This is a genomic window from Streptomyces sp. NRRL S-646 (assembly GCF_000720765.1).
GTDB lineage: Bacteria > Actinomycetota > Actinomycetes > Streptomycetales > Streptomycetaceae > Streptomyces.
This window is the reverse complement of record NZ_JODC01000004.1, coordinates 125,550-149,233: the sequence shown is the minus strand read 5'-3', so window position 1 is coordinate 149,233 and position 23,684 is coordinate 125,550. Positions and strand designations below refer to the sequence as shown.

At 70.9% G+C, this 23,684-nt stretch carries 23 protein-coding genes; 14 read left to right on the top strand and 9 right to left on the bottom strand.

The features are described 5' to 3' along the window. The first annotated feature begins 67 nt into the window (after nucleotides 1-67). The gene (locus tag IH68_RS0108915) at nucleotides 68-664 is read left to right on the top strand and encodes a response regulator transcription factor (RefSeq protein ID WP_234341283.1); all 597 of its coding nucleotides are present in this window, start codon (nucleotides 68-70) and stop codon (nucleotides 662-664) included. Here IH68_RS0108915 and IH68_RS0108910 read toward each other — a convergent pair. The 5 genes from IH68_RS0108910 to IH68_RS0108890 form a co-directional block, all read right to left on the bottom strand. Further along, entirely contained in the window at nucleotides 594-2,429 is a 1,836-nt protein-coding gene (locus IH68_RS0108910) for an ATP-binding cassette domain-containing protein (protein WP_078912374.1), read from the bottom strand. The genes IH68_RS0108915 and IH68_RS0108910 overlap by 71 nt on opposite strands. After that, nucleotides 2,426-4,150, bottom strand: coding sequence for an ABC transporter ATP-binding protein (locus IH68_RS0108905; protein ID WP_030931079.1), 1,725 nt, complete (start codon nucleotides 4,148-4,150; stop codon nucleotides 2,426-2,428). The genes IH68_RS0108910 and IH68_RS0108905 overlap by 4 nt, the downstream gene beginning before the upstream one ends. 61 nt (nucleotides 4,151-4,211) lie before the next feature. Then, the gene (locus IH68_RS55125; protein ID WP_107057424.1) at nucleotides 4,212-4,352 is read right to left on the bottom strand and encodes a SapB/AmfS family lanthipeptide; all 141 of its coding nucleotides are present in this window, start codon (nucleotides 4,350-4,352) and stop codon (nucleotides 4,212-4,214) included. Beyond that, nucleotides 4,339-6,966 carry a class III lanthionine synthetase LanKC gene (gene lanKC, locus IH68_RS0108895; protein ID WP_324607670.1) on the bottom strand — a complete coding sequence of 876 codons (2,628 nt, stop codon included), beginning with the start codon at nucleotides 6,964-6,966 and terminating at the stop codon, nucleotides 4,339-4,341. The genes IH68_RS55125 and lanKC overlap by 14 nt, the downstream gene beginning before the upstream one ends. Before the next feature lie 205 nt (nucleotides 6,967-7,171). Next, complete coding sequence (locus IH68_RS0108890; RefSeq protein WP_030931075.1) at nucleotides 7,172-7,564, bottom strand: VOC family protein; 393 nt, start codon at nucleotides 7,562-7,564, stop codon at nucleotides 7,172-7,174. Nucleotides 7,565-7,634: 70 nt separating this feature from the next. Between IH68_RS0108890 and IH68_RS0108885 the strand changes: the two genes are divergently transcribed. Continuing rightward, nucleotides 7,635-8,174 carry a GNAT family N-acetyltransferase gene (locus IH68_RS0108885; protein WP_030931073.1) on the top strand — a complete coding sequence of 180 codons (540 nt, stop codon included), beginning with the start codon at nucleotides 7,635-7,637 and terminating at the stop codon, nucleotides 8,172-8,174. A gap of 3 nt (nucleotides 8,175-8,177) precedes the next feature. On the opposite strand, the gene IH68_RS0108880 is transcribed toward IH68_RS0108885, so the two are convergent. Next, entirely contained in the window at nucleotides 8,178-8,861 is a 684-nt protein-coding gene (locus IH68_RS0108880; protein WP_030931069.1) for a glycerophosphodiester phosphodiesterase, read from the bottom strand. 394 nt (nucleotides 8,862-9,255) lie between these two features. Here IH68_RS0108880 and IH68_RS0108875 point away from each other — a divergent pair, with 394 nt between their 5' ends. The 6 genes from IH68_RS0108875 (at nucleotide 9,256) to IH68_RS0108850 (ending at nucleotide 14,383) form a co-directional block, all read left to right on the top strand. Next, nucleotides 9,256-10,653, top strand: a complete 1,398-nt coding sequence (locus IH68_RS0108875; protein WP_030931066.1) for a DUF6421 family protein — start codon at nucleotides 9,256-9,258, stop codon at nucleotides 10,651-10,653. A 41-nt stretch (nucleotides 10,654-10,694) separates the two neighbouring features. Further along, the gene (locus IH68_RS0108870) at nucleotides 10,695-11,444 is read left to right on the top strand and encodes an SDR family NAD(P)-dependent oxidoreductase (RefSeq protein ID WP_037884691.1); all 750 of its coding nucleotides are present in this window, start codon (nucleotides 10,695-10,697) and stop codon (nucleotides 11,442-11,444) included. Next, nucleotides 11,441-12,511: a threonine aldolase family protein gene (locus IH68_RS0108865; RefSeq protein ID WP_030931060.1), complete on the top strand. Its 1,071-nt coding sequence runs from the start codon at nucleotides 11,441-11,443 to the stop codon at nucleotides 12,509-12,511. The genes IH68_RS0108870 and IH68_RS0108865 overlap by 4 nt, the downstream gene beginning before the upstream one ends. Before the next feature lie 62 nt (nucleotides 12,512-12,573). Continuing rightward, complete coding sequence (locus IH68_RS0108860; RefSeq protein ID WP_030931057.1) at nucleotides 12,574-13,002, top strand: PH domain-containing protein; 429 nt, start codon at nucleotides 12,574-12,576, stop codon at nucleotides 13,000-13,002. Between the two features lie 86 nt (nucleotides 13,003-13,088). Beyond that, a complete protein-coding gene (locus tag IH68_RS0108855) occupies nucleotides 13,089-13,682 on the top strand; it encodes a transglutaminase-like domain-containing protein (protein ID WP_030931054.1) in 594 nt (197 codons plus the stop codon). Between the two features lie 8 nt (nucleotides 13,683-13,690). Beyond that, entirely contained in the window at nucleotides 13,691-14,383 is a 693-nt protein-coding gene (locus tag IH68_RS0108850) for a B3/4 domain-containing protein (RefSeq protein ID WP_030931051.1), read from the top strand. A 213-nt stretch (nucleotides 14,384-14,596) separates the two neighbouring features. Here IH68_RS0108850 and IH68_RS0108845 read toward each other — a convergent pair whose 3' ends face one another. Both IH68_RS0108845 and IH68_RS0108840 read right to left on the bottom strand, forming a co-directional pair. Then, nucleotides 14,597-15,325, bottom strand: coding sequence for a lysophospholipid acyltransferase family protein (locus IH68_RS0108845; RefSeq protein WP_030931049.1), 729 nt, complete (start codon nucleotides 15,323-15,325; stop codon nucleotides 14,597-14,599). A 184-nt stretch (nucleotides 15,326-15,509) separates the two neighbouring features. After that, on the bottom strand, nucleotides 15,510-15,926 hold the full coding sequence (locus IH68_RS0108840; protein ID WP_030931046.1) for a DUF4395 domain-containing protein: 417 nt from the start codon (nucleotides 15,924-15,926) through the stop codon (nucleotides 15,510-15,512). A gap of 75 nt (nucleotides 15,927-16,001) precedes the next feature. Between IH68_RS0108840 and IH68_RS49680 the strand changes: the two genes are divergently transcribed. The 4 genes from IH68_RS49680 to IH68_RS0108820 all read left to right on the top strand — a co-directional run bounded on the left by IH68_RS49680 (nucleotide 16,002) and on the right by IH68_RS0108820 (nucleotide 19,184). Then, a complete protein-coding gene (locus tag IH68_RS49680) occupies nucleotides 16,002-16,415 on the top strand; it encodes a thioredoxin family protein (RefSeq protein ID WP_030931043.1) in 414 nt (137 codons plus the stop codon). Between the two features lie 208 nt (nucleotides 16,416-16,623). After that, on the top strand, nucleotides 16,624-17,139 hold the full coding sequence (locus tag IH68_RS0108830; protein ID WP_030931039.1) for a flavin reductase family protein: 516 nt from the start codon (nucleotides 16,624-16,626) through the stop codon (nucleotides 17,137-17,139). A 220-nt stretch (nucleotides 17,140-17,359) separates the two neighbouring features. Further along, nucleotides 17,360-18,148: an electron transfer flavoprotein subunit beta/FixA family protein gene (locus IH68_RS0108825; protein ID WP_030931036.1), complete on the top strand. Its 789-nt coding sequence runs from the start codon at nucleotides 17,360-17,362 to the stop codon at nucleotides 18,146-18,148. A gap of 73 nt (nucleotides 18,149-18,221) precedes the next feature. Beyond that, nucleotides 18,222-19,184, top strand: a complete 963-nt coding sequence (locus IH68_RS0108820; RefSeq protein ID WP_030931033.1) for an electron transfer flavoprotein subunit alpha/FixB family protein — start codon at nucleotides 18,222-18,224, stop codon at nucleotides 19,182-19,184. 58 nt (nucleotides 19,185-19,242) lie between these two features. Here the strand turns inward: IH68_RS0108820 and IH68_RS0108815 are convergent, their stop codons facing one another. Beyond that, complete coding sequence (locus IH68_RS0108815) at nucleotides 19,243-20,172, bottom strand: endonuclease/exonuclease/phosphatase family protein (RefSeq protein ID WP_030931030.1); 930 nt, start codon at nucleotides 20,170-20,172, stop codon at nucleotides 19,243-19,245. A gap of 210 nt (nucleotides 20,173-20,382) precedes the next feature. Here IH68_RS0108815 and IH68_RS0108810 point away from each other — a divergent pair, with 210 nt between their 5' ends. After that, nucleotides 20,383-21,687 carry a DUF6986 family protein gene (locus IH68_RS0108810; protein WP_030931027.1) on the top strand — a complete coding sequence of 435 codons (1,305 nt, stop codon included), beginning with the start codon at nucleotides 20,383-20,385 and terminating at the stop codon, nucleotides 21,685-21,687. A gap of 96 nt (nucleotides 21,688-21,783) precedes the next feature. After that, complete coding sequence (locus IH68_RS0108805; protein WP_030931024.1) at nucleotides 21,784-23,679, top strand: serine/threonine-protein kinase; 1,896 nt, start codon at nucleotides 21,784-21,786, stop codon at nucleotides 23,677-23,679. Nucleotides 23,680-23,684 lie beyond the last annotated feature (5 nt).

The window sequence follows — 23,684 nt, the reverse complement described above, 5'->3', positions numbered from 1 at the left end:
TGAAATTCCGGACACAAGGGTCGATAATTTTTCCAGGTCTGCGGAGGGTGGAGCGACATTGATTCGCGTGCTTCTCGTCGAGAACACCCGCCTGGTGCGGGGAGCCTTCGCCGCCCTTCTCTCCGGCGAGGACGACATCGAGGTGGTCGCGGAGGCCGCAGGCGACGGCGAGGTGCTCGCACGGGCGCTGATGTGCCGCCCCGACGTGGCCGTGATCGACGTCGACTCCAAGGAGGGCGAGGAACTCGCCGCGCGGGGCGAGCTGAAGCGGCGGCTGCCCGACTGCCGAGTGATGCTGATGATGGCCTCGACCACACCGGCGCGCCTGCGACGGATGCTCGATCTGCGCGCCGCCGGGGTGATCAGTACGAACGCTCCGGCGGACCGGCTGATCCACGGCATCCGCAAGCTGGTCAGGGGACAGCGGTTCATCGACCCCGAGTTCGCGCTGGCCGCGCTCGACGCGGGAGCGAACCCGCTGACCCCGCGGGACGTGGAGATCCTGCGGCTGACCGCCGACGGTATCCCCACCCGGGAGGTCGCCGAGCGGCTGTCGTTGTCCGTGGCCACGGTCCGCAACCACCTGTCGGCGATCACCAGGAAGATCGGGGGACGGACCCGGATCGATGCCATTCGGATCGCCAGGGAGTCGGGCTGGGTGTGACCATCGACCCGAGCGGTGCCGGGGACGGCTGCGCCACGCCCCAGTGGCCGACCAGGTCCCGGTAGAGCGCAGACCCGGTGAGCAGCTCCTGGTGTGTGCCGAGGCCGACCCGTGTGCCGTCCATCACCAGGACCCGGTCGGCCCGCAGCGCCGAGCTGATGCGGTGGGCGACGACGACCAGGGTGCCGGGGCGGCGGGCGAAGGCCTCCTCGGCGATCGCCTCGGCGACCGGATCCAGATGGCAGGTGGCCTCGTCCAGGAGGGTCAGCCGGGGCGCCGGCAGCAGGGCGCGGGCCAGGGCGAGGAGCTGACGTTCGCCGGCCGAGAGGTCCCCGGGGGTCAAGGGCGCGTCGTAGCCGCCCAGGCGGTCGACGAGCGGCGCCGCACCCACGGAGCGGACCGCCGACTCCACGTCCGCGGAAGGAGCGCCGGGTGCCAGGTAGGTGAGGTTCTCCCGCAGCGTGCCGGCGAAGACGTACGCCTCCTGCGGGATGAGCACCCGAAGCCGGGCCAGGCTTTCGCCGCTCCCCAGGGCGCGCACCGGCACACCGTCGAGGCGCACCTGCCCTGCCTGCGGTTCGAGCACCCCCGCGATCAGCGCGGCGAGCGTGGACTTTCCGGCGCCGCTCGGTCCCACCACGGCGAGGTGCTCGCCCGGTCGCAGAACGAGGTGCAGGTCGCGGATCACCGGCTCCGCGGAGCGGGCGTAACCGAACGTGAGACCGCGTGCCTCCACACGGGCGCCACCGGGGCGTACCGGCATGTGCGCCGTCGCCGTACGGCTCCCGGCCTCGGCCGTCTCGTGCCGGTCCGGCTCCACCGCGATCTCGGCCATACGGCCGACGGTGACCATCAGCCACAGCCCGCTGCTGCCCAGTCCCCGGACGAACCCCTGCAGGGCCGGCTGGAGGGCCTGCGACACATAGCTCACCGCGCCCAGGATCGCGCCCGCCGTCACACCGTTGCGTACCAGCCAGGGCGCTCCGAGCAGGATGAGCAGCAGGGGTACCCAGCCGCTGATGCCCAGGGCCGCCGTGCGCAGCGCGGTCAGCCGGGCCAGTGACACGGCGGCCCGGGCCGCGGCGTCGACCTGCACAGCGGTCTCGGCCCGTACGCGGTCCTCGGCGCCGCAGGCCACCACGTCCCGCAGCCCTCCCGTCAGCGCGCTGGTGACCTCGGCGATGCGCTCGTCGGCCAGGATGACCTCTCGCTGGTGTGCGGCCATGGTCCGCAGCGCGGCGAGGAAGAGTGCGAGGCCGATCAGGAGCGGCGGCAGGACGAGGACCAGCAGCAGGGGGTCGAGACCGGCCAGGCCCACGAGCACCGCCACGGCCGTGACGACGAAGCCCTGGACGAACAGGACGATCGCGCCGTAGGCGTCCCGGGCCCGCTCGACGTGCTCGGTGAGCCGTGCCACGCCGGCGGTGTCGGCGGGCCCGCCCAGCCGGGCGGACCGGTGCAGCGTGCCTGTGGTCACGAGGGTGACCAGCTCGTCCCGGAACGGTTCGATGAGCGAGGCCAGCCCCAAGGTGGCGTGCCGGGTGCCCCAGGCTCCGACGAGATGGGCGACCGCCAGCACACCCAGCCAGAGGAAACCGGTCGCGGGCCGGTCGGCGAGGAAGCCGCGGTCGACGGCCCGGGCGACGATCCATCCGGACAGGAGGGCGGGTACGGCCTGCACCAGCGACCAGGCCACGAGCCGCCGGTACTCCCGGCGTCGGCGGCCGAGCGAGGAGCAGAGAATCTGTACGGCCCGCCGCTTCACCGCGCACCTCCGGCGCCGGCCGCCGCCCCGGCCGTGGAGAGCGGCTGGAACGTGGACCGGTAGCCCGGATCCGCCCACAGCGTGTGATGCGTTCCCAGCGCCCGCACCGCGCCGTCCGCGAGCCAGACCACGAGGTCCGCGCGAGCGGCCGTGGAGGCCCGGTGCGTCACGATGAGCCGCGTACGGTCGGCGAGCGCCCCGGTGAGCACCTGGCTGATGTGGTGCTCGGTCACGGTGTCCAGGCTTGCCGCGACGTCGTCGAGCACAAGCACCCGCCGGGCCTGGAGGAACGCGCGGGCCAGTCCGACCCGCTGCGCCTCGCCGCCGGAGACCGGGGTCTCGGCGACACGGCTCGCGTAACCGGCCGGCATGTGGCGGATGAAGGCGTCGGCCCGTGCCGCCCGGGCCCGCGCCACCAGCTCCTCGTCGCACGGAGTCCGTGCCCCGAAGCCGATGGCGTCGGCGAAGGTCTCACCGAGCAGCACCGGGCGTTCGAAGCCGTATGCCACCGCCCGCCTGAGCTCGTCACGGCGAAGGCGGCGCAACGGTACGCCGTCGAGCAGGACCTCGCCCCCGTCCGGGTCGACGAGGCGCCCGGCCAGCGCGGCCAGCAGCGACTTACCGGCCCCGGAGCGTCCCACGACGGCGACGAGAGCGCCGCCGGGGACGACCAGGCTCAGGTCCCTGAGCAGGGGACCACCCGTCCCCAGCACGGTCACCTGCCGGAACTCCAGCCTTCCGGGGCCTTCGGGGAGGCGTTCGTGGCCGTAGGCCACCGGGGGTTCGGCCAGCACTTCGGCGATCCGCCCCGCCGTCGTACGGGCCTGGGCCAGCTGGTTCACCGACGACAACACGCCGGCGATGCCGACCGCCATGGCGGCGTACTCGCTCGCCGCCAGTACGTCTCCCGGAGTGATGCGCTCCTGGGAGAGCTCCAGTCCGGCCACCGCCAGAACGGCGACCACCAGCAGGGGGACGACGAGATCTCCGCGCGCCGACACCCGGGCGACCGCCCGCCACATGCCCAGGCCGTGCCGGTGCAGCTCGGGCAGCGGCTCAAGGACACGGCGCGTCTCGCGGTCGACGGTCCTTGCTGCGACGATCGTGCGGATGCCGCCCAGGGCGTCGGAGAGCCGGGCGGCGATGGTGCCCTGGACGCGGAAATACCCCTCGTTGACGCCCGAGACGTCCCGGAGGAAGGACCGCGCAAGCAACACCACGAGGGGCATGCCCACCAGGAAGGTGAGACACAGCCAGAAGTCGATGAGGGCCAGGGCGACGATCGCGCCGAGCGGAGGGACGAGGCCGACGAGGACCCAGGTCACGCCCGACGCGAAGTTCCCCGTCCGTGCGGTGTTGCCGACCATGCGGCTGACCAGGTCTCCTGCGGTGAACCGGCGGGTGGCACGGGTGCCCGAGGCGAGCACATGTCCGAGCAACGTGTGCCGCAGCCATGCGGTCGACCGGGCCTCGGCCACCCCGGAGACCAGGTCGTCCACGGCGTCGAAGGCCACCAGAACGAAGATCAACGCACCGCTCAGGGCCATCCACTGCGCCGTGCCGCGGTCGTTGAGGACGGCGTCGAGGGTGCGGCCCATGACCGCGGGCAGAGCGATGGTCACGCCCGTGAGCAGGAGGGAGGTGAGCACGATGGCGCCCACCCAGGCACCGCCGCGCCGGGCCGCCGCCAGCAGCAGGCGGTCTGCCTCACGCACAGGCATGGCGGCCTCCCGGCGCGTTGGCGGGTGCGGGAACGCGCGGGGCGTTCCAGCACCCGATCGATCACTTGATGCTTCCGCAGATGGTCAGGCTGAGATTGCTCGGCGCGTGACCACAGACGAGTGCGCTGAGGCGGCTGCCTCCTCCGCCGCCGCCGTTCGCGACGACATCGGGGTCGAATCCCTGCAGTTCAAGCAGTGACATGGAGATTCACCTCCTCCCTGACTACCTCGTGGGGACGGGGATCTGCGTCCGTGCGGCCGCCGCGTTCGCCCGTGGGGGCGAGGAACGGCAGACGTACGGGGCTGTCGTGCAGGGCCGAACCGACGGCCAGCAGCACGCCCGCGCTGCCGGTGGCCAGGTCGGTGGAGAGCCGCTGCAACTGCTCGCCCGGAAAGATGAGATGGCCCCCGTGGGTGAGCGCGTGCCAGGACAGACTGCGCACATGCCCGGCGACCACCGGGTCCCGCCGCGCGGCCGTGCCGGGGGGATGGCGCCTGCTGAGACAGAGGATCATTCCGGCCGTGCCCGCGAAGAGTCCCGGCTGGATGAAGAACCGCCCTGAGGCCGCCGTGCGGATCGCGGCGGTCGCCTCGCGGAACCGTTCGTCCTCGCGATGGGTGAGGAAGTCGTCCAGGACGAGGCCGATGCCCGCGCTGCCGTCGGCGAGATACGGCATGGTCCGCCAGCCCTCGTCCACCTCCAGCGCCCCGTCCTCGCGGACGACACAGCGGTCCAGGTCCTGACGCAGCGCCGTGCCGGCCAGGTCGAGGAACTCCGCTTCGCCGGTGGACTCGTAGAGCCGCAGGAACATCAGGGCGGGCCCTGTCGAGCCGTGCAGCAGGCCGGCGTACGGGTATGCGGGGGTGCTCAGCCGGTCGGCGACGAGGCGTGCGGCCTCGAACGCCGCGTCGCGCAGCGCGGGTTCACCGGTCACCGCCGCGAAGTGCTGGAGGTTCAGGCCGATGCCGGCCAGCCCGCCGTGCAGATCCGGTCCCAGCTGCTGCCACCGCTCACCCAGACACAGGTCGAGCAGCTTCATCGCCGCATCGTGATGGCCGAGGTGCTCGAGGACGTACGCGGTGCCGTGCAGGCCGTCGTAGAAGCCGAGGAGCGTTCCCCGTTGCGGGTCCAGTGCACGCCGTACGAGCCACTCCTCGTGCCGGGTACGGCGGCCGGCGCCGACGGCGTCGAGCGCGTACAGCACCCCGGCCGCGCCGTAGGCGATGCCCAGGCCCCCTCCGGGGGCGCCGAACTGCCGTATGTCGCCCGGGAAGAGCCGGTCGTCGCGCTCCGGTGTGGCGGCGGCCAGGATGGCGGCGGTCATGGAGGCTCGGGCGCGCAGCCAGCCCGGGCGGTCCGGTTCCACCCGCAGCTCCTGGGGACGGGGCCGCTGCGGCCGCGTCCTCGTGCCGCCGTCCCCGTTGATCACCTCCACCGCCTCGGCCAGGAACGCGCGGGGGACCGGGAAGGAGCGGGCGGCCTCCTCGGCGAGTTGCCGTGCCTTGCCGTCGTCGAGCCCGAACAGGCCGGTCAGGGGCATGAACAGGGAGATCCGCAGGCAGGCGAGCGCGTATTTGTCGATGGCGGTCCCGGTCCGGTCGGGCGGGGCCGCGAAGCCCACGGCGGCCAGGCGCTGCTTGCGGTGCTCGGTGGCGTCCATCGCGCCCTCGAAGTCGATCAGCACCACCCGGCCGTCGGGCCGGACCAGCACGTTGTCGGTGTGCAGATCGCCGACGACCATGCCGCGGTCGTGCACGGCGGCGACGGCGTGCTCGATCCGGGCCGCCATGTCCAGCGCCCACGCGGTGTAGTCGGCGAGTTCCGCCTCGTCGGACTGCGGGTGGACCAGGGGATACCGCTCGACGAAGAGGCTGCTGAGGGTCCGCCCCTCGACGTACTCCTCGACGAGGAAGTGGTGGCCGCCCAGGACGAAGTGGTCGAGCAGGGCGGGCACGCAGTCGAGCCCGCGCATCCGCTCGAGGGCCTCCCACTCGTGGCGCTGCCTGGTGACCGCGTCCGCGCCGTCCATGGTGAGCCCCGCGTACGGCCGGGCCTCCTTGAGCACGACCCGCTGCCCCGTCCGCTCGTCGCGACCGTGGTACAGGCCGCCGCCGTTGGAGAAGTGCAGGGCGCCCTCGATCCGGTACGGCAGGTCGGCGACGGTCGTGCCCGCCCGGGCAGCCAGATGGGGTTCGAGAACGGCGGGCAGCGGCACCCAGTCGGGAGGGCGGAACGTCGGGCCGCGCACATCGGGCACGAGCCGGCCGGAGGCGTCCTCGATCGCCGTCACCGTCTGCCCGTCGGGCGAGATGCACGTCCGGTAGGCGAATCCGCCGTAGCGGACATACAGCGGGCCCTCTCCCCAGCGCAGGTCGCTGAGGATGTACGGCCCCTGCCGTCCCTCCAGACGGGCCCCCAGCTCGTCGAGGACCACCGCGAGCCGGTCCTCGTCGGCCGGGTAGATCGTCACGAACTTTCCGCTCGATCCCCGCGCCGCGTACTTGGCGTTGGCGACCAGGAGATGGTCCGCGCTCGGGAGGAACTTGAAGGCGATGCGGCGGGGGACGCAGTAGTCCCATACGACGGTGAGGATGTCCTGCGCGTTGTCGAGGCACGCCGACACATGGATCTTCCAGCCCTGCGGGGGGAGTTCGACACCGTCCGGACTGAAGACCACCCACTCGCCGAACCCGGAGCGCTGCCACCCGTCAGGCGCCGGACGGCGGGTCTGAGCGAAGTCACTGCGCTGTTCCCGGGCACGGGTGGGCGTTTCGTAGAAGTGGGGATCCAGGAGGCAGTACGCCTCGTAACGCATGTCCACGGGGTTGCTCCTGCGGTTCGTAGAGCAATCTGGCGTTGTGGGGAACGTTCACCCGGGATCACTCACGAGCATTCCAGAGTCGGCCGCCGTGGCATACCACTGTTCATCACGCGTACGGCGTGAAGTTGTCTCCCCGGACCGTGAACCCCTCCCTGCGGACCGGGAGAACCGGCGGTCCGGGCAGGTTCGTTCCGGGCCGTCAGATGCCCGGCCGGTAGCGGATCGGATGGTCCGCCGGCACCTCGACCAGCACGATCCGTGTTCCGTCCGGATCCGCGATCCACATCTCGACCAGCCCCCACGGCTCCTTCACCGGCGCCCGGACGATCTCGACGCCCTTGGCCCGCAGCTCCTCGTGCGCCGCGGCCGCGTCCTCGACCTGCAGCCACAACCGGACGGCGGGGGAGGGCGGGGTCTCGGAGCGGCCCGAGACCTCCAGGAAGCCGCCACCCAGGAAGTAGACGGTGCCGCGCTGCGGCCCCGTGCCGAACTCGCGGTAGACGGCGAGGCCCAACTGCTCGCCGTAGAACGTGCGGGAGCGCTCGGGATCGCTCGGGTGGAGAAGGGTCCGGCTGCTGAGAACGTGCACCATGCATCCGGAGCCTAGTGGCAGGGTTACCCTCGTCCCTGCCCGTGCCGAGCCAGAAACCGGAGTGCCGCCCATGGAGACCACTGCCGCCGGACTGACCTTCCGCGACGCCACCGACGCCGACGTCGACGTGCTGGTCGCGCTGATCGAGTCGGCGTACCGCGGGGACTCCAGCCGGGCCGGGTGGACCACCGAGGCGGACATCCTGCAAGGGCAGCGAACCGACCCGGAGGGCGTGCTCGCCGTCGTCAAGTCGCCCGACAGCCGTCTGCTGACGGTCGAGCGGGACGGCGCGGTCGTTGCCTGCTGCCAGCTCGAACACCGCGGTGAACACGCCTACTTCGGGATGTTCGCCGTCAGCCCGCAACTGCAGGGCGCGGGCCTCGGCAAGCTGATCATCACGGAGGCGGAGCGCACGGTTCGCGAGAGCTGGGGCGTGCGCGAGATGCACATGACCGTGATCTCCGTGCGCAACGACCTCATCGCCTGGTACGAGCGCCGCGGCTACCGCCGTACGGGCCGGATGACCCCGTTCCCGTACGGCGACGAGCGCTTCGGTATTCCGCTCCGCGCCGACCTGCAGTTCGAGCTGCTGGTCAAGGAGCTGGTCTGAGGCTCAGGCCGTGAAGCGGCCGGTGCGCTTGATCTCCGGGTAGTCGGTGGTCGCGCCGTCCAGCTGCAGCGCCCGGACGAGGCGCAGATGGTCCTGCGTGTTCACCACCCAGCCGATGATCCGCAGGTCGGCCTTGCGGGCCTGCTCCACGACCTCCAGGGTGAGGCGGCGGATGTTGAGGCAGACGGTCGCGGCACCGGCTTCCACGGCGCGTTCCACGATGTCGGTGCCGTAGCGGCTGCCGATCAGCGCGGTCCGTACGCCGGGCACCAGGCGGGTGACCTCGGCGATCGCCTCGTCGTGGAACGAGGACACCTCGACCCGGGCGACCAGGTCCCGTTTGAGCATGACCTCGGCCAGCGCGCGTGCCGCCGCGATGTCCTTGATCTCGGCCTGCAGCGGTGCCCGCACGGCTTCGAGGACCTCCTCGAAGACCGGGACGCGCTCCCCGCGGCCCGCGTCCAGGGCGCGCAGCTCGGCGAGGGTCTTCTCGGCGATCGGGCCGGTGCCGTCGGTCGTGCGGTCCACGTCGGTGTCGTGCATGACGACGAGGGCGCCGTCCTTGCTCAGATGCAGATCGAGTTCGATCATGTCGAGCCCGGCGTGCTGGGCGGCGACGAAGGAACGGAGGGTGTTCTCGGGCTCGGTACCCATGACTCCGCGATGACCGATGGTAAGGAAGTTCAAGGTTCAACTCGCTTCCGTCGACGGCGGCTCGGCTCCGCGCGCGGACCGGAGCGGACGGCCGCGCGGGCAGAGCCGCAGCCTAACGGCCCGGCCCGGCGATGAGCCCGCGCGTACACGGAGGATCGGGGCGCCGCCTGGGGCAGGCCTGGCCTGTACTCGTCGGGCGATCACCCTGGCGTGGGCGAGTCCTTCCGGCATTGACCGGTGGCCGGTTTCGGCGCTCCGGCGCCGGGTAGCCACGCGATACCCAAATGTCTGCCGGACCGGTTTCCGGCAGGAAAAAGTTCGGTGACCATGGAGAGGCGCAGGATAATCTCCCGAGACTCCTCTTGCTGAGAGGAAGTCCGTATGTATACGGTCTCCATACGTGAGCTTCTCCCGTGGAGGATGGGACATGACGGAAATTCTTGTGCAGGCGGCTTCGGAGGAGCAGGTTCCTCCCGTGACCAGGGTGGTGGAGCACCCGGCCTGGGCCGTGCTCAAGAATGCCGTGGAGCAGATCCGGCCATGGCAGGCCAAGGACGGATCGATCGACCTCGAGGCCGAAGGCGCACCCGAGCGCGCGGACGCCGAGGCGGCCGTACGGCGTGTCGTGGCGGCCGTGGAGGAGCTCTCCCCGCTGCTCCCGCACGACGCCGACTACCACGAGGCGCTGGCCAAGGACCTGCTGCGGTGGGCCGAGGGCGGCTTCGAGGTGCCCGACTTCCTCGACTCGCTGCTGGCCTTCCAGCCCGCCGCGAACCGCGCGGACGACCTGCAGCACCTGGTCGTCTTCCCGATGTACACGCAGAACGGCAATCCGGACCGCAACCTGGAGGCGGTCGTGCTGCGCATGGTCTGGCCGGACTGGCTGGCCGAGCTGGAGCGCACCCGCTACGACAACCCGCTGTTCTGCGGCATCAAGTTCGAGGACTTCACAGCCGGCTACGACACCAACTCGGCCGTCCTCTTCCCGGAGACCATAGCCGTGCGCGAGGCGCCGGAACGTTTCTCCTGGGGTGGCATCTTCTGTGACCGTGAGGCCGCACGCTTCCGGCGCGTCACCGACGCCGCCGTCGACATCCTGGGCCTCGAGCTGCCCGAGGACATCGCCGCGATGGTCCACGACCAGAAGCGCTGCGAGGAGGCCTTCGTGCTCTGGGACATGGTCCACGACCGCACCCACAGCCACGGCGACCTGCCCTTCGACCCGTTCATGATCAAGCAGCGCCAGCCGTTCTGGATGTACGGCCTCGAAGAGCTGCGCTGCGACCTCACCGCCTTCAAGGAGGCCGTGAAGCTGCAGGCCGACGGCGTCCCGCAGGCCCGTGACGTGCAGTACGCGGTGCTCTTCGACCGCATGTTCCGCTTCCCGGTCACCGGCGAGCGCGTGCGCAACTACGACGGTCTCGGCGGTCAGCTCCTCTTCGCCTACCTGCACAAGCACGACGTGATCCGCTGGACCGACAACAAGCTGCACATCGACTGGCAGCGCGCCCCGCAGGTCACCAACCAGCTGTGCGCCGAGATCGAGGACCTCTACCGGGCCGGCATCGACCGCCCGAAGCTGGTCCACTGGTTCGCCGCGTACGACCTGGTGTCGCAGTACCTCGCCCCGCACCCCGGCTCCCGCTGGGCCAAGGGCCCCGACGCCCTCGACCTGAGCCGACCGCCGCGGAAGCTCGTCGATGACGTGCTTCCGGACGAGTTTCCCCTGAGCATGTTCTATGAGGCCCTCTCCAAGAAGCTGAAGAACGTGATCGCCTCCACCAGGGGCATCACGGCGGAGAGCGCCGAGCGAGTCGCCGCGTGAGCGACCGCAACACCATCACCACTGCTCAGGAGGCGAAGACCATGGCGGGGAACGGAGCTCTCAGCGGTGCGGTGATCGCGGTGGCCGGCGCGGGCGGACCCGCCGGGCGCGCGGCACTGGTCCGGCTCGCGGAGGCGGGCGCGACCGTCGTCGCCGCGGACAACGATCCCGAGCGGCTCGCGGAGGCCGTGGACGCGGCCCGTTACGCGTCCGGGGGCGCCACCGTGACCGGTGAGCCCGTCGACCTGCTGGACCTGGAGTCCACCCGGGAGTGGGCCACGCACATCGAGAAGGAGTTCGGCCGCGTCGACGGCCTGGTCCACCTCGTCGGCGGCTGGCGCGGCAGCGAGACCTTCATCAAGACCAGCCTCGACGACTGGGACTTCCTGGAGCTGCTGCTCATCCGCACCGTGCAGCACACCTCCCTCGCCTTCTCCGAGGCGCTGCAGCGCAGCGAGCGTGGACGGTACGTGCTGATCAGCGCCGCGGGCGCGACCAAGCCCACCGCGGGCAACGCCGCGTACGCCGCTGCCAAGGCCGCGTCCGAGGCGTGGACCCTGGCCATGGCCGACTACTTCCGCAAGGCCGGGGGCCCCGAGGGGCCGACCTCGGCGGCTGCGATCCTGGTGGTGAAGGCGTTGGTGCACGACGCGATGCGCGCCGATCGCCCCAACGCGAAGTTCGCGGGCTTCACGGACGTCACGGACCTCGCCGAGGCCATCGCCGACGTCTGGAGCAAGCCCGCCGCCGAAGTGAACGGAAAGCGTCTGTGGCTGACCGAGAAGCCGTGAACCCCCCGAGGACCGACGCGCGTCGCCATCACGACCCGGAGGTCCGCGGCTTCGCCAGCGACAACTACGCCGGGGCCCACCCGGAGGTGCTCGCCGCCCTGGCCATGGCCAACGGCGGGCACCAGGTCGCGTACGGCGAGGACGACTACACCGACAACCTCCAGAGCATCATCCGCAGCCACTTCGGGGCCACGGCCGAGGCCTTCCCGGTCTTCAACGGCACCGGCGCGAACGTCGTCGCGCTCCAGGCCGTAACCGACCGCTGGGGCGCGGTGATCTGCGCCGAGAGCGCGCACATCAACGTCGACGAGGGCGGGGCGCCGGAGCGCATGGGCGGCCTGAAGCTGCTCACCGTCCCGACGCCGGACGGCAAGCTCACCCCCGAACTGATCGACAGGCAGGCGTACGGCTGGGACGACGAGCACCGGGCGATGCCGCAGGTCGTCTCGATCACCCAGAGCACGGAGCTCGGCACGCTCTACACGCCCGACGAGATCCGCGCGATCTGTGAGCACGCTCAGGCGCACGGAATGAAGGTGCACCTGGACGGCTCCCGCATAGCCAATGCGGCCGCGTCCCTGGACGTCCCGATGCGGACGTTCACCAACGCGGTCGGCGTCGACATCCTCTCCCTGGGCGGGACGAAGAACGGCGCCCTGTTCGGCGAGGCGGTCGTCGTCATCAATCAGGACGCCGTCAGCCACATGAAGCACCTGCGCAAGCTGTCCATGCAGCTCGCCTCCAAGATGCGGTTCGTGTCGGTGCAGTTGGAGGCCCTGCTCGCCAAGGACCTGTGGCTGCGCAACGCCCGCCACTCCAATGAGATGGCCCAGCGCCTGGCCGAGGGCGTGCGCGCCGTGCACGGCGTGGAGATCCTCTACCCGGTCCAGGCCAACGGGGTGTTCGCCAGGCTCCCGCACGACGTGAGCGAGCGGCTGCAGAAGCGGTTCCGCTTCTACTTCTGGGACGAGGCCGCGGGCGTCGTGCGCTGGATGTGCGCCTTCGACACCACCGAGGACGACGTGGACGCCTTCGTGGCGGCGCTCAAGGAGGAGATGGCGCGTTAGGTCTCCGTCAAGCCTCCGCGGCGGCAGTGTCGGCGCAGAATGACCGGCGGTATGCCTGAGGCATGGACACGACCATCCGCAACCCGTGGACGAACGGGCTGAGGTGCGCCGGGCTCCTGATGTTCGGCGCAGTGGTCCTCGGCCTCGTCACGGAGGCTCCGGAACCTTTCGGGCTCTTGCTCTGCCCCGTGCCGGCGGTGGCTGTGACATGGCTGGCCTGGCGCGCTCTCTCCAGTCGGCTGCGGGTGTCACACGACGGCATCCGCAGCCGTGGACTGTGGCGGACCCGGTTCGTGGCGTGGGACGACCTGGTGGTGGTCGAGAGCGGGATCGACTGGTGGACGAACGGCACCCTGTGGGAGTGCCCGGTGGCGGTCCTCTTCGACGGGAGCGTCGTGAGCCTCACGGGCGTGCACGGGTTGCGCAGCGAGGGCGAGTCACGAGTCGATCGGATCGCGAAGGAGCTGAACAGGATGTGCGACGAGAGGTGAGCGGTGAGTGGTGAGCGATGCATGAATATGCATTACTCCGTAAATTGATTGACTGACGGCTGATCGTATTCCTATGCTCTGCGGGCATGGAGCTGATCCAGAACATCCCCGACTTGTCCGCCTACTTGGCTGCTGACGAGGTCATCGACCACGACCATCCAGTGGTGCGGGAGACGGCTGCCCGTCTCGCCCGGGACGTACCGGACTCGTATGCCTATGCGCGGGCTGCCTTCGAGTACGTACGTGACACCATCCCGCACTCCCAGGACTCGGGCGATCTGCATGTCACCTGGCGGGCCTCCGACGTGCTGCGGCTGGGCACCGGCATCTGCTACGCCAAGGCCCACGCCCTCGCCGCCCTGCTGCGGGCCGAGGACATCCCCGCGGCGCTCTGCTACCAGAGGCTGGCGCACGACGACGGCGGCGGCCATGCCGTGCACGGTCTGATCGCCGTCCGCTTCAACGGCGCCTGGCATCGGCAGGATCCCCGCGGCAACAAACCGGGTGTCGATGCCCAGTTCTCCCTCGAGGGTGAGCACCTGGCCTGGATCCCCGATCCGGAGTCCAGTGAGGTGGACTACCCAGTCCTGTACGCTGAACCACATCCGGCGGTCATCGAGGCCCTCAAGGCCGCCCCCGACAGGCCCCATCTGTGGAAGACGCTCCCCACCGCACTCTGAGGCAGACCATGACGCTTTCCCTGACCGTGTCCGACGAGGTACGCGCTCTTGCCCCCGGATTCACCCATGTCGCCGTCGAGGCGCACGGCCTCGTCAACGGGCCCAGCACCGAGGAGAGTTCGGCCCTCCTGGACGAGGCGGCCGCCCGCCTCGCCACCCGCCTGGACGGGCGCGCCCCGCACGAGGACCCGCACATGGCGGCCTGGCGCGAGATCTACACGGCGTTCGGCTCCAAGCCCTCGCGCACCCGCAATTCGGCCGAGGCGCTGGCGAAAAGGGCTCTGTCGGACGCCGGACTGCCTCGCATCAATCTGCTCGTCGACCTCTACAACGCCATCAGCGTCGCCCATCTGATCCCCGTCGGAGGCGAGGACACCGACCGGATCCGGGGCGGCATGAGGCTCGTACGGGCCACCGGCGACGAGGACTTCGTGACCGTGGCCGGTGGCGAGGAGGTCGTCGAACACCCCGACGCGGGCGAGGTCGTCTGGCGCGACGACGCCGGCGTGACCTGCCGCCGCTGGAACTGGCGCCAGGGCCCGCGCACCCGCCTCACCGAGGACACCGTCGCGGGCATCTTCCTGCTGGAGAGCCTGACCCCGATGCCGGTCGACGAGGTCGAGAGGGCAGGTGCGGAACTCGCCGAACTGCTGGAGAAGTTCAGCCCCGGGGCACGGATCACCGTCCGCGCCCCGGAGTGACGATTCAGCGGGCCTCGGCTGCCTGGCCCGTTCGGGGTGGATGCCGTTGGGGCGGGTGGACGGGCTCGGCTTCGAACTGGGTGCCGGCCGCCAAGTACTGGGTGACCAAGCGCTGTACGCCGGTGGCGGTCGAGGCCGTGTCGAACCGGCGGGTGCTGCCGGCGACGTTTCAGCCCGGAGTGCAGATCGCCGTCCGCGCCCCGGCGTGTCGATTCAGCGGGCCTCGGCCGCCTTCACCTCTTCGGGGGTCGGCGCCGTGCCGCCGAGATGGGCGGGCATCCACCACGTGTCGTCCGGGCCCTTGGGCCGTACGGGATAGGCGCGCTGCGCCGCCTCCAGGAGCTCCTGGACGCGCTCGCGCAGCCGCCGGGTGATGGCGCCCGCGTACTGGTCCTGGGGGGCCTCCACCGGCTCGCCCACCCGGATGGTGATCGGCGTGTGGCTGCGCTTGAAGTTGCGCGGGTGGCCCTTGGTCCACAGCCGCTGGGTGCCCCACAGTGCCATCGGGATGAGCGGCACGCCGGCCTCCTGGGCCATGCGCGCGGCACCCGACTTGAAGCTCTTCAGGGTGAAGGACTGCGAGATGGTCGCCTCGGGGAAGACGCCCACGATCTCGCCGGAACGCAGCGACTGCAGCGCGTGCTGGTAGGCCGCCTCGCCGTTCTTGCGGTCCACCGGGATGTGCTTCATGCCGCGCATCAGCGGACCGGAGATCTTGTGCCGGAACACCGACTCCTTCGCCATGAAACGCACCAGGCGCTTCTGCGGCAGGGCGGCCAGACCGTCGAAGATGAAGTCCAGATAGCTGATGTGATTGCTCACCAGCACGGCGCCGCCCGACCGCGGAATGTTCTCCGACCCCCTGCAGTCGATCTTGAGGTCCCAGGCCTTGAACAACGTTTGGGCGAGACCGACGACGGGACGGTAGACAAGCTCAGCCATGGACGGGGTGGACCCTTCTCTCTGCCTGGATGGGTTCTCCCGGCGGGAAGTTACGCAGCCGTAGGTTTACGGCATTGCGCAGATCGTGCCCCAAGAACGAACGGGTGGCCAGTCCTGGCGCCGCAGAACGGCGAGATCCTCGTCACGTCCGGCAATTGATCCACCTCGGACTTTTAAGCCGCCTTTACTCCGTACGGACCGTCACCCGCCTTACGAGCAGGTACATCTCGCAGCCCAGGCAGTACCCGAACGCGGCATTGAGGAAAGCGGCGGCGAGCGCGGCGGCGGTCGCCGCGAGCCCCAGCCAGGCCGGGCCCAGCGCAAAACCGACCAGCCCCACGCCGGCGAAGACCAGCCCCACCGCCTGCGCGAACCGCGGCGGCTCCGGCGACTCGAACTCGCTCGGCGGCCCGAGCCGCGGACGTACCACCTTCCGGAACAGCCAGCCGTACGGCGAACGGCCCACCCCGCCCGCCGCGCCCAGCGCGAACGCCAGCGTCTGCCAGGCCAGCAGCCAGGCGCTCCCGGTGATCAGCACGGCCGCCAGCACGACGGTCGTCACGGCTGCCCCGAAGCGGGGCCCCCTCACGTCAATGTCCATGAAGCAAGCATTCCGCATGGGAAAAGATCCGGGGAGGCGGGAATCTTTGCAGTCTCGTGAATGCTTGTGCAGGTGATGACCGGACTTGTGGTGTGCGCAGTGGTGCTCGTGGCGGCGAGCGCCTACGGAGTGATTCATCGGCAGCGAAGCGGGAGGGTGCGCGTGCGTGGGGGCGACGGCGGGAAGCGGCTCGGGGCGGCCGAGTTGGGCGAGGAACTCGGTGAACGCGCCACGCTCGTGCAGTTCTCCAGCGCCTTCTGCGCGCCCTGCCGGGCCACCCGGCGCGTGCTCGGCGAAGTGGCCGGCATGGTCCCGGGCGTGACCCACGTCGAGATCGACGCCGAGGACCACCTGGGCCTGGTGCGCGAACTCGACATCCTCAAGACCCCCACCGTGCTGGTCCTGGACGCCGACGGCCGGGTCGTGAGGCGCGCCACCGGCCTGCCGCGCAAGGCCGACGTCATCGCCGCACTGGGGGAGGCGGTCTGACGGCCGTGACGCGGACGGTGAGGCATCTCCCAGATGCCGGAACGTACTTGACTGTGCGCACCACCTATCGTCAGCCTGACCGTATGCCTACGGAACTCCTTCTCTACGGGCGGGTGCACGTCGACCTCGCCCGCACTGCGAGCGCGCGCTGTCCGAGCTGTTGAGCAGCCACGACATCGCTCACCCCTCCTCGTAGAAGGACAACTCCATGACGGCCACGCCCGACCTCGGCACCCGTACCCCTCAGCTCGCCTCTCCCGACCTGCTGCGCTCCGTCTTCCGGCGGCACGCGGCGGGAGTCGCCGTGATCACCGCGCGGGGCGACGCCGGCCCGGTCGGCTTCACCGCCACCTCGCTCACCTCCGTCTCCGCCGAACCGCCGCTGCTGTCCTTCGGGATCAGCACCGGCGCCTCCAGCTGGCCGGCGATATCGGCGACCGACCACATCGGCGTCCACATACTCGGCGAGCATCAGCAGGACCTGGCGGCCACCTTCGCCAGGAGCGGCGCCGACCGCTTCGGCGCGCCCACCGCCTGGCGTACGGGCCCCGAAGGCGTTCCGGTCCTCGACGACGTCCTCGCCTGGCTGGTGTGCCGGATCGTCGGCCGTGTCCCCGCCGGGGACCACCGCATCGTGCTGGCCGAGGTCGTGCTCGGCGACCCCACGGGCCCCGGCCGCCCGCTCGTCTACCACCAGGGGCAGTTCAACGGTCTGCGCGACTGACCGCCGGTCGGCTCCACCTGCGAAGCGGTCGAGTTCCGGTTACGCTGCGTTGCAAAGGTCACAGTTCAAAGCGCTTGCTTAGCGGGAACGAACTGGGTGTACTGACGAGTAATATTTCGCTCGGAGCGCGGGTCGCCCCGATCGGGATCGGCCGCTTGAGGCGCCTATGCTGCCTGAAAGTAGGCAGCACCGAAATGACGATTGCAGTAGGAGAGCCGGCGTGAGCTTGAGGATCGTTGTCACTGTGAAGTACGTGCCCGACGCCACTGGCGACCGGCACTTCGCCGATGACCTGACCGTCGACCGGGACGACGTGGACGGTCTGCTCTCCGAGCTGGACGAGTACGCGGTCGAGCAGGCGCTGCAGATCTCCGAGAACTCCGACGACGACGTGGAGATCACCGTCCTGACCGTCGGGCCCGAGGACGCGAAGGACGCGCTGCGCAAGGCGCTGTCCATGGGCGCCGACAAGGCCATCCACGTCGAGGACGACGACCTGCACGGCACCGACGCGATCGGCACCTCGCTGGTGCTGGCCAAGGCGATCGAGAAGGCCGGCTACGACCTGGTGGTGTCCGGGATGGCCTCCACCGACGGCACCGCCGGCATCGTGCCCGCGCTGCTCGCCGAGCGGCTCGGCGTGCCGCAGGTGACGCTGCTGTCCGAGGTGAACGTCGAGGACGGCACGGTCAAGGGCCGCCGCGACGGGGATGCCGCGTCCGAGCAGCTGGAGGCGCAGCTTCCGGCGGTCGTGTCGGTGACCGACCAGTCGGGTGAGGCGCGCTATCCGTCCTTCAAGGGGATCATGGCGGCCAAGAAGAAGCCGGTCGAGTCGTGGGACCTGTCCGACCTGGAGATCGACGCCGAAGAGGTCGGTCTGGCGGGTGCCTGGACGAAGGTCGAGTCGGCGGCCGAGCGTCCGGCCCGCACCGCGGGCACGATCGTCAAGGACGAGGGCGAGGGCGGCAAGCAGCTCGCCGAGTTCCTCGCGAGCCAGAAGTTCATCTAAGGGCCCCTGGCCCCTTCGAGGCTCAACTCCCTTACCGCCCCTCAGACTTCGTATCCCGCAGGAGAGCAATCCCATGGCTGAAGTTCTCGTCTACGTCGACCACGTGGACGGTGCCGTCCGCAAGCCCACCCTGGAGCTGCTGACGCTGGCCCGCCGCATCGGCGAGCCGGTCGCCGTCGCGCTGGGTGCCGGCGCCGGTGACACCGCCGCCGCGCTGGCCGAGCACGGCGCCGTCAAGGTCCTCACGCACGAGGCCGCCGAGTACGCCGACTACCTGGTCGTCCCCAAGGTCGACGCGCTGCAGGCCGCCTACGAGGCCGTCTCCCCGGCCGCGGTGCTGGTGCCGTCCTCGGCGGAGGGCAAGGAGATCGCCGCGCGGCTGGCACTGCGCATCGGCTCGGGCATCGTCACCGACGCCGTCGACCTGGAGGCCTCGGACGAGGGCCCGGTGGCCACCCAGTCGGTGTTCGCCGCCTCCTTCACCACCAAGTCCCGTATCAGCAAGGGCACGCCGGTCATCACGGTCAAGCCCAACTCCGCCGCGGTGGAGGCCGCCCCGGCCGCGGGCGCCGTCGAGGCCCTCGCCGTCACCTTCTCGGAGCAGGCGGCCGGCACCAAGGTCACCGCCCGCACGCCGCGGGAGTCGACCGGGCGTCCGGAGCTGACCGAGGCCGCGATCGTGGTCTCCGGCGGCCGTGGCGTCAACGGCGCCGAGAACTTCCCGATCATCGAGGCGCTGGCCGACTCGCTCGGCGCGGCCGTCGGCGCGTCGCGGGCGGCGGTGGACGCGGGCTGGTACCCGCACACCAACCAGGTCGGCCAGACCGGCAAGTCCGTCTCCCCGCAGCTGTACATCGCCAACGGCATCTCCGGCGCGATCCAGCACCGCGCCGGCATGCAGACCTCGAAGACGATCGTGGCTGTCAACAAGGACGCCGAGGCCCCGATCTTCGACCTGGTCGACTACGGCGTGGTCGGCGACCTCTTCGACGTCGTCCCGCAGCTCACCGAGGAGATCAACGCCCGCAAGGGCTGATCACCCGAAGGCCGGCCGAGGCCCCCGCGACTGCACGAACAGTCGCGGGGGCCTCGGCTCATTCCAGACTGAGCGAGGCCTGCACGGGCAGATGGTCGCTCGGGAACCGGCCGTCGGCGGAGAAGGTGTCGACCGACGCTCGGTGCGTCGTCACCCAGGGCGTGGTGAGGATCCAGTCGATGCGGTCGCCGTTCGGGATGAGCCCCTTGTAGCCGTGGAAGGTCCCGTACGGGGCACTGCGGTGCGCCGCCGCGTCCCAGGTGTCGAGGAGCCCCGAGCCCACCAGCGTGTCGTAGACCGGGTTCCGGTGCGCGGCGGCGTTGAAGTCGCCGGTCACCACGGCCGGAAGCGAACGGTCGAGCTGGGCGATGCGCTGGATCATCAGCGTGGCGCTGCGCTCGCGTGCGTACTGGCTCGCGTGGTCGAAGTGGGTGTTGAGGACATAGAACTCCCGTCCGCCGTCGGCGAGATCGCGGAAGCGGACCCAGGTGACGATGCGGGGGAAGGCGGCGCCCCAGGTGTTCGAGCGGATGACTTCCGGGGTGTCGGAGAGCCAGAAGGTGTAGTGCTCGACGGGGGCCAGGCGCCGGGTGTCGTAGAAGATCGCCGTGGACTCGTCGCGGCTGCCGCCCTCGCGGCCGGTGCCGATCCAGTCGTAGGACGGGCCGAGGTCGGAGTGGATGTCGCGCAGCTGCTGGTAGAGGCCCTCCTGTGTGCCGATGACATGGGGGTGGGCGCGACGCAGCAGTTCACGCATCACCGGTCTGCGGTCGCTCCAGCTGTTGGGTTCCTTCGTGCTTGCGAAGCGTAAGTTGAAGGTCATGACCTCGAGACGGGGAGCCCGGTGCGCCTCGGTCGAGGAGGGCGGCGCGGGCGCGACGGACGCCGACGAGGAGGAGATCGCGGCGCTGGAGAGCGGCAGGGTGACCGCCGCGGCCAAGGCGGCCTTGAGGCCCAGACGGCGGGTGACTCGGCGATGGTGCGGCACGGAGGCTCCTTCGATGGCGGCAGCCGGACGTGTCGTGCGAGGGGCGAGTCGTGCGTAGGGAAGTGTCATACCCGGGTGTGAGATGGGCGTGAACATGCCGAGATCACGGCGTTGCTCCCCGTGGACATGGTGTTGACCACCGGAAGGTGCCCAGATAACTTCATTCTACGGATTGTTGATTCCGCACAGTGGAAAACAGGAGGGTATGGGATGGGTCAGGGCCAGCAGGAGAAGGTGGCGACGAGCCTCGCAGGCGCGATCAGCGAGGAGATCAGTGCCTCCCTCGCCCCGGTCGACGCCGAACTGGAGCGCCGCTACCCCGGGGACCCCGGCACCCGTCAGCCCGTCCACACTGTCTACGTCCCCGGTGACGTCTTCGCCGCCGACACCATCCGCTCCTGGGGCGACCAGGCCCTCGCGGCCCTCGACGAACACGCCCCGGACGCCGCCTCCTTCGCCGCCGTCCTCGGCCTGTCCGACGAGCTTGCCGAGCCTGTCTACGCGCGCGTGCGCGCCAAGCTGGAGCGTGAGCCCATCGAGGACCTGCGCGTCGACTTCGAGGACGGCTACGGCCCCCGCCCGGACGCCGAGGAGGACGGGGCGGCGGCCCGCGCGGCCCGGCTGATCGCAGAGGCTTACGCGAAGGGGACCGCGGCCCCGTACATGGGCGTCCGCATGAAGTGCATGGAGGCACCGGTGCGCGACCGGGGCATCCGCACCCTCGACATCTTCCTCAGCGGCCTGATGGAGGCCGGCGGTCTGCCCGAGGGACTGGTGCTGACGCTGCCCAAGGTGACGTACGCCGAACAGGTCACCGCCATGGTGCGGCTGCTGGAGGCCTTCGAGAAGGCGCGCGGGCTCGAGCCCGGCCGGATCGGCTTCGAGATCCAGATCGAGACCAGCCAGTCCATCCTCGCGACCGACGGCACCGCCACCGTCGCGCGCATGATCCAGGCCGCCGAGGGCCGAGCCACCGGACTGCACTACGGCACCTTCGACTACAGCGCCTGCCTAGGCGTCTCGGCCGCCTACCAGGCCAGCGACCACCCGGCCGCCGACCACGCCAAGGCGATCATGCAGGTCGCGGCCGCGGGGACGGGTGTCCGGGTGTCGGACGGCTCGACGAACGTGCTGCCCGTGGGCCCGACCGGGAAGGTCCACGACGCGTGGCGCCTGCACTACGGCCTCACCCGGCGCGCGCTCGCCCGCGCCTACTACCAGGGCTGGGACATGCACCCCGGCCACATCCCCACTCGGTACGCGGCCGTCTTCGCCTTCTACCGCGAGGGCTTCGAGCAGGCCGCCGCCCGCCTCGCGCGGTACGCGAACCGGGCCGGCGGCGATGTCATGGACGAGCCCGCGACCGCCAAGGCCCTCAGTGGCTATCTGCTGCGGGGTCTGGACTGCGGCGCGCTGGACATCGCCGAGGTCGCCCGGGTGACCGGTCTGACCCGGGCCGATCTGGAGGGCTTTGCGGCACCCCGGCGCGGCGACCTCACCGCGTCCGCCAAGTAGCAGACCCGTCACAGCAGTCACCACCGGCCGGCGTTGTCACCCCCGCCCCGTAGTCTGTACCGCACGCATTGACGGGTCACAGGAACGGGGCGGGCGGTGTCTTCGGGGGAGACCTCAGGCGGGAACAACAAGGGCGACGGGACCGGTCGCGTGCTGGCGGGGCGCTATCGCGTCGTGGCCCAACTCGGCCGCGGCGGCATGGGCGTCGTCTGGAGAGCCGTCGACGAGGTGCTGGGCCGTGAGGTCGCCGTCAAGGAGCTGCGCACCTACACCGACGCCGACGGGCCCGAACTCGCCGACCTGCGGCTGCGGATGCAGCGCGAGGCGCGCGCGGCGGCCCGGGTGCGGCACCCCGGAGTCGTCGCCGTTCACGACGTGACCGAGGTCGACGGCCGCCCGCTCATCGTCATGGAGCTCGTCGACGGGCCGTCCCTGGAACAGGTGTTGCGCGAGCGCGGCCGCCTCGACCCGGTCGAGGCCGCCGGCATCGGCGCCAAGGTGATGGACGCGCTGGCGGCCGCCCACCGGGCCGGCGTCCTGCACCGTGACGTGAAGCCCGGCAACATCCTGCTCGAGGGGTCCGGCCGCGTCGTCCTGACGGACTTCGGCATCGCGGCCATGGACGACCCGGGCGACGGCGCGGCCACCCACCTGACCCGCAGCGGTGCGCTCGTCGGCTCCCTGGACTACCTCGCGCCCGAGCGGGCCCAGGGCGCCGAGGCGAGCGCGGCCTCCGACGTCTGGGCCCTGGGAGCCACGCTGTACGCGGCCGTCGAGGGCTCCTCGCCGTTCCGCCGCACCTCGACATACTCCACGCTCACCGCGATCGTCGCCGAGCCCCTCCCGGAGCCGGAGCGTGCGGGCCCGCTCACCCCCGTACTCCATCAGCTGCTGGACAAGCGGCCCGAGACCCGCCCGGAGGCCGAGCAGGGGCGCGCTCTGCTGCAGGCGGTGGCGGACGCGGACGGCACGGACACGCCGACGACCACCCTGCGCGATCACACGGCGCCGAGGGCGGAGACGGAGCCCGACCTCCCTTCGCTGCCTCCCGGGTTCCTCATGCCGGGGGCCGCGCAGGGACCGGCGCCGGCGGCGCAGGGTTCCGCTCCCACCGAGCAGCGCGGGCCGGCGGCGCCCGCCCCCGACCCGGCCGGACAGCACGGCCAGGCGACGCCCGGCCCCAACCCCGCGCCGTACGCCGCACCCGCGACGCCGGGCTTCGGCCCGCCCGCTCCGCACAACCCGGCACCGGACCTGGCGACGGCCCCCACCGGGCCCATATCCCCCTCGGCCTCCCCGCGCCACAGGGGCCGCGCCCTGCTCGCCGCCGCGGCCGTCACCGTCGTCCTCGCGGCGGCCGGCGGCACCGTCGCCCTGCTGAACGCGCGGAACACGGAAGCGAACACGCGCCCCTCCGCGTCCCATTCGGATGCCCAGGCGTCCGAGTCCGTCTCCGACCGCACCGACGCCGACCACTCGGACGGCCCCAAGTCGACGGAACAGGGCGACAAGAAGACCCCGACGCCGAAGAAGACCGCCGGCAACAAGGGCGGGGCCACACCCACGAGCCGGGCCTCGTCCTCGTCCACGGCGAAGTCCCCGGGCGGGGGCACCACCGGGGGAGGTACCACGGGCGGTACGACATCGGGCGGTACCACCGGGGGCGGCAGCGGCGGTACGACGGGCGGAGGGGGCGCGACCACCCCGGCACCGGCCTGCACCTCCATAGGCGGCGGCAAGTACAACTGCACGGTCTGGCGCACCGCCAAGTCCTACACCGCCTCCGGCGCCGAGGCCGGTGTCCTCGGCGCGGGCACCAACTACTTCTACTGCCAGCAGAACCTGGGCCGGCGCGAGACGTACGGCCAGTGGACCAACGTCTGGTGGGCGAAGACGGACGACGACAGCGGCAACACGAACGTCTACATCAGCGACGTCTACATCAAGGGCGGCGACAACGACCAGCCGATCCCGGGACTCCCGGTCTGCTGACACCC

Excerpts from the sequence above, each read along its gene's own strand:
- IH68_RS0108905 (WP_030931079.1), bottom strand. The coding sequence starts at position 4,150 with ATGCCTGTGCGTGAGGCAGACCGCCTGCTGCTGGCGGCGGCCCGGCGC.
- IH68_RS55125 (WP_107057424.1), bottom strand. The coding sequence starts at position 4,352 with ATGTCACTGCTTGAACTGCAGGGATTCGACCCCGATGTCGTCGCGAAC.
- lanKC (WP_324607670.1), bottom strand. The coding sequence starts at position 6,966 with ATGCGTTACGAGGCGTACTGCCTCCTGGATCCCCACTTCTACGAAACG.
- IH68_RS0108890 (WP_030931075.1), bottom strand. The coding sequence starts at position 7,564 with ATGGTGCACGTTCTCAGCAGCCGGACCCTTCTCCACCCGAGCGATCCC.
- IH68_RS0108885 (WP_030931073.1), top strand. The coding sequence starts at position 7,635 with ATGGAGACCACTGCCGCCGGACTGACCTTCCGCGACGCCACCGACGCC.
- IH68_RS0108875 (WP_030931066.1), top strand. The coding sequence starts at position 9,256 with ATGACGGAAATTCTTGTGCAGGCGGCTTCGGAGGAGCAGGTTCCTCCC.
- IH68_RS0108870 (WP_037884691.1), top strand. The coding sequence starts at position 10,695 with ATGGCGGGGAACGGAGCTCTCAGCGGTGCGGTGATCGCGGTGGCCGGC.
- IH68_RS0108860 (WP_030931057.1), top strand. The coding sequence starts at position 12,574 with ATGGACACGACCATCCGCAACCCGTGGACGAACGGGCTGAGGTGCGCC.
- IH68_RS0108855 (WP_030931054.1), top strand. The coding sequence starts at position 13,089 with ATGGAGCTGATCCAGAACATCCCCGACTTGTCCGCCTACTTGGCTGCT.
- IH68_RS0108850 (WP_030931051.1), top strand. The coding sequence starts at position 13,691 with ATGACGCTTTCCCTGACCGTGTCCGACGAGGTACGCGCTCTTGCCCCC.
- IH68_RS0108845 (WP_030931049.1), bottom strand. The coding sequence starts at position 15,325 with ATGGCTGAGCTTGTCTACCGTCCCGTCGTCGGTCTCGCCCAAACGTTG.
- IH68_RS0108840 (WP_030931046.1), bottom strand. The coding sequence starts at position 15,926 with ATGGACATTGACGTGAGGGGGCCCCGCTTCGGGGCAGCCGTGACGACC.
- IH68_RS49680 (WP_030931043.1), top strand. The coding sequence starts at position 16,002 with ATGACCGGACTTGTGGTGTGCGCAGTGGTGCTCGTGGCGGCGAGCGCC.
- IH68_RS0108830 (WP_030931039.1), top strand. The coding sequence starts at position 16,624 with ATGACGGCCACGCCCGACCTCGGCACCCGTACCCCTCAGCTCGCCTCT.
- IH68_RS0108820 (WP_030931033.1), top strand. The coding sequence starts at position 18,222 with ATGGCTGAAGTTCTCGTCTACGTCGACCACGTGGACGGTGCCGTCCGC.
- IH68_RS0108810 (WP_030931027.1), top strand. The coding sequence starts at position 20,383 with ATGGGTCAGGGCCAGCAGGAGAAGGTGGCGACGAGCCTCGCAGGCGCG.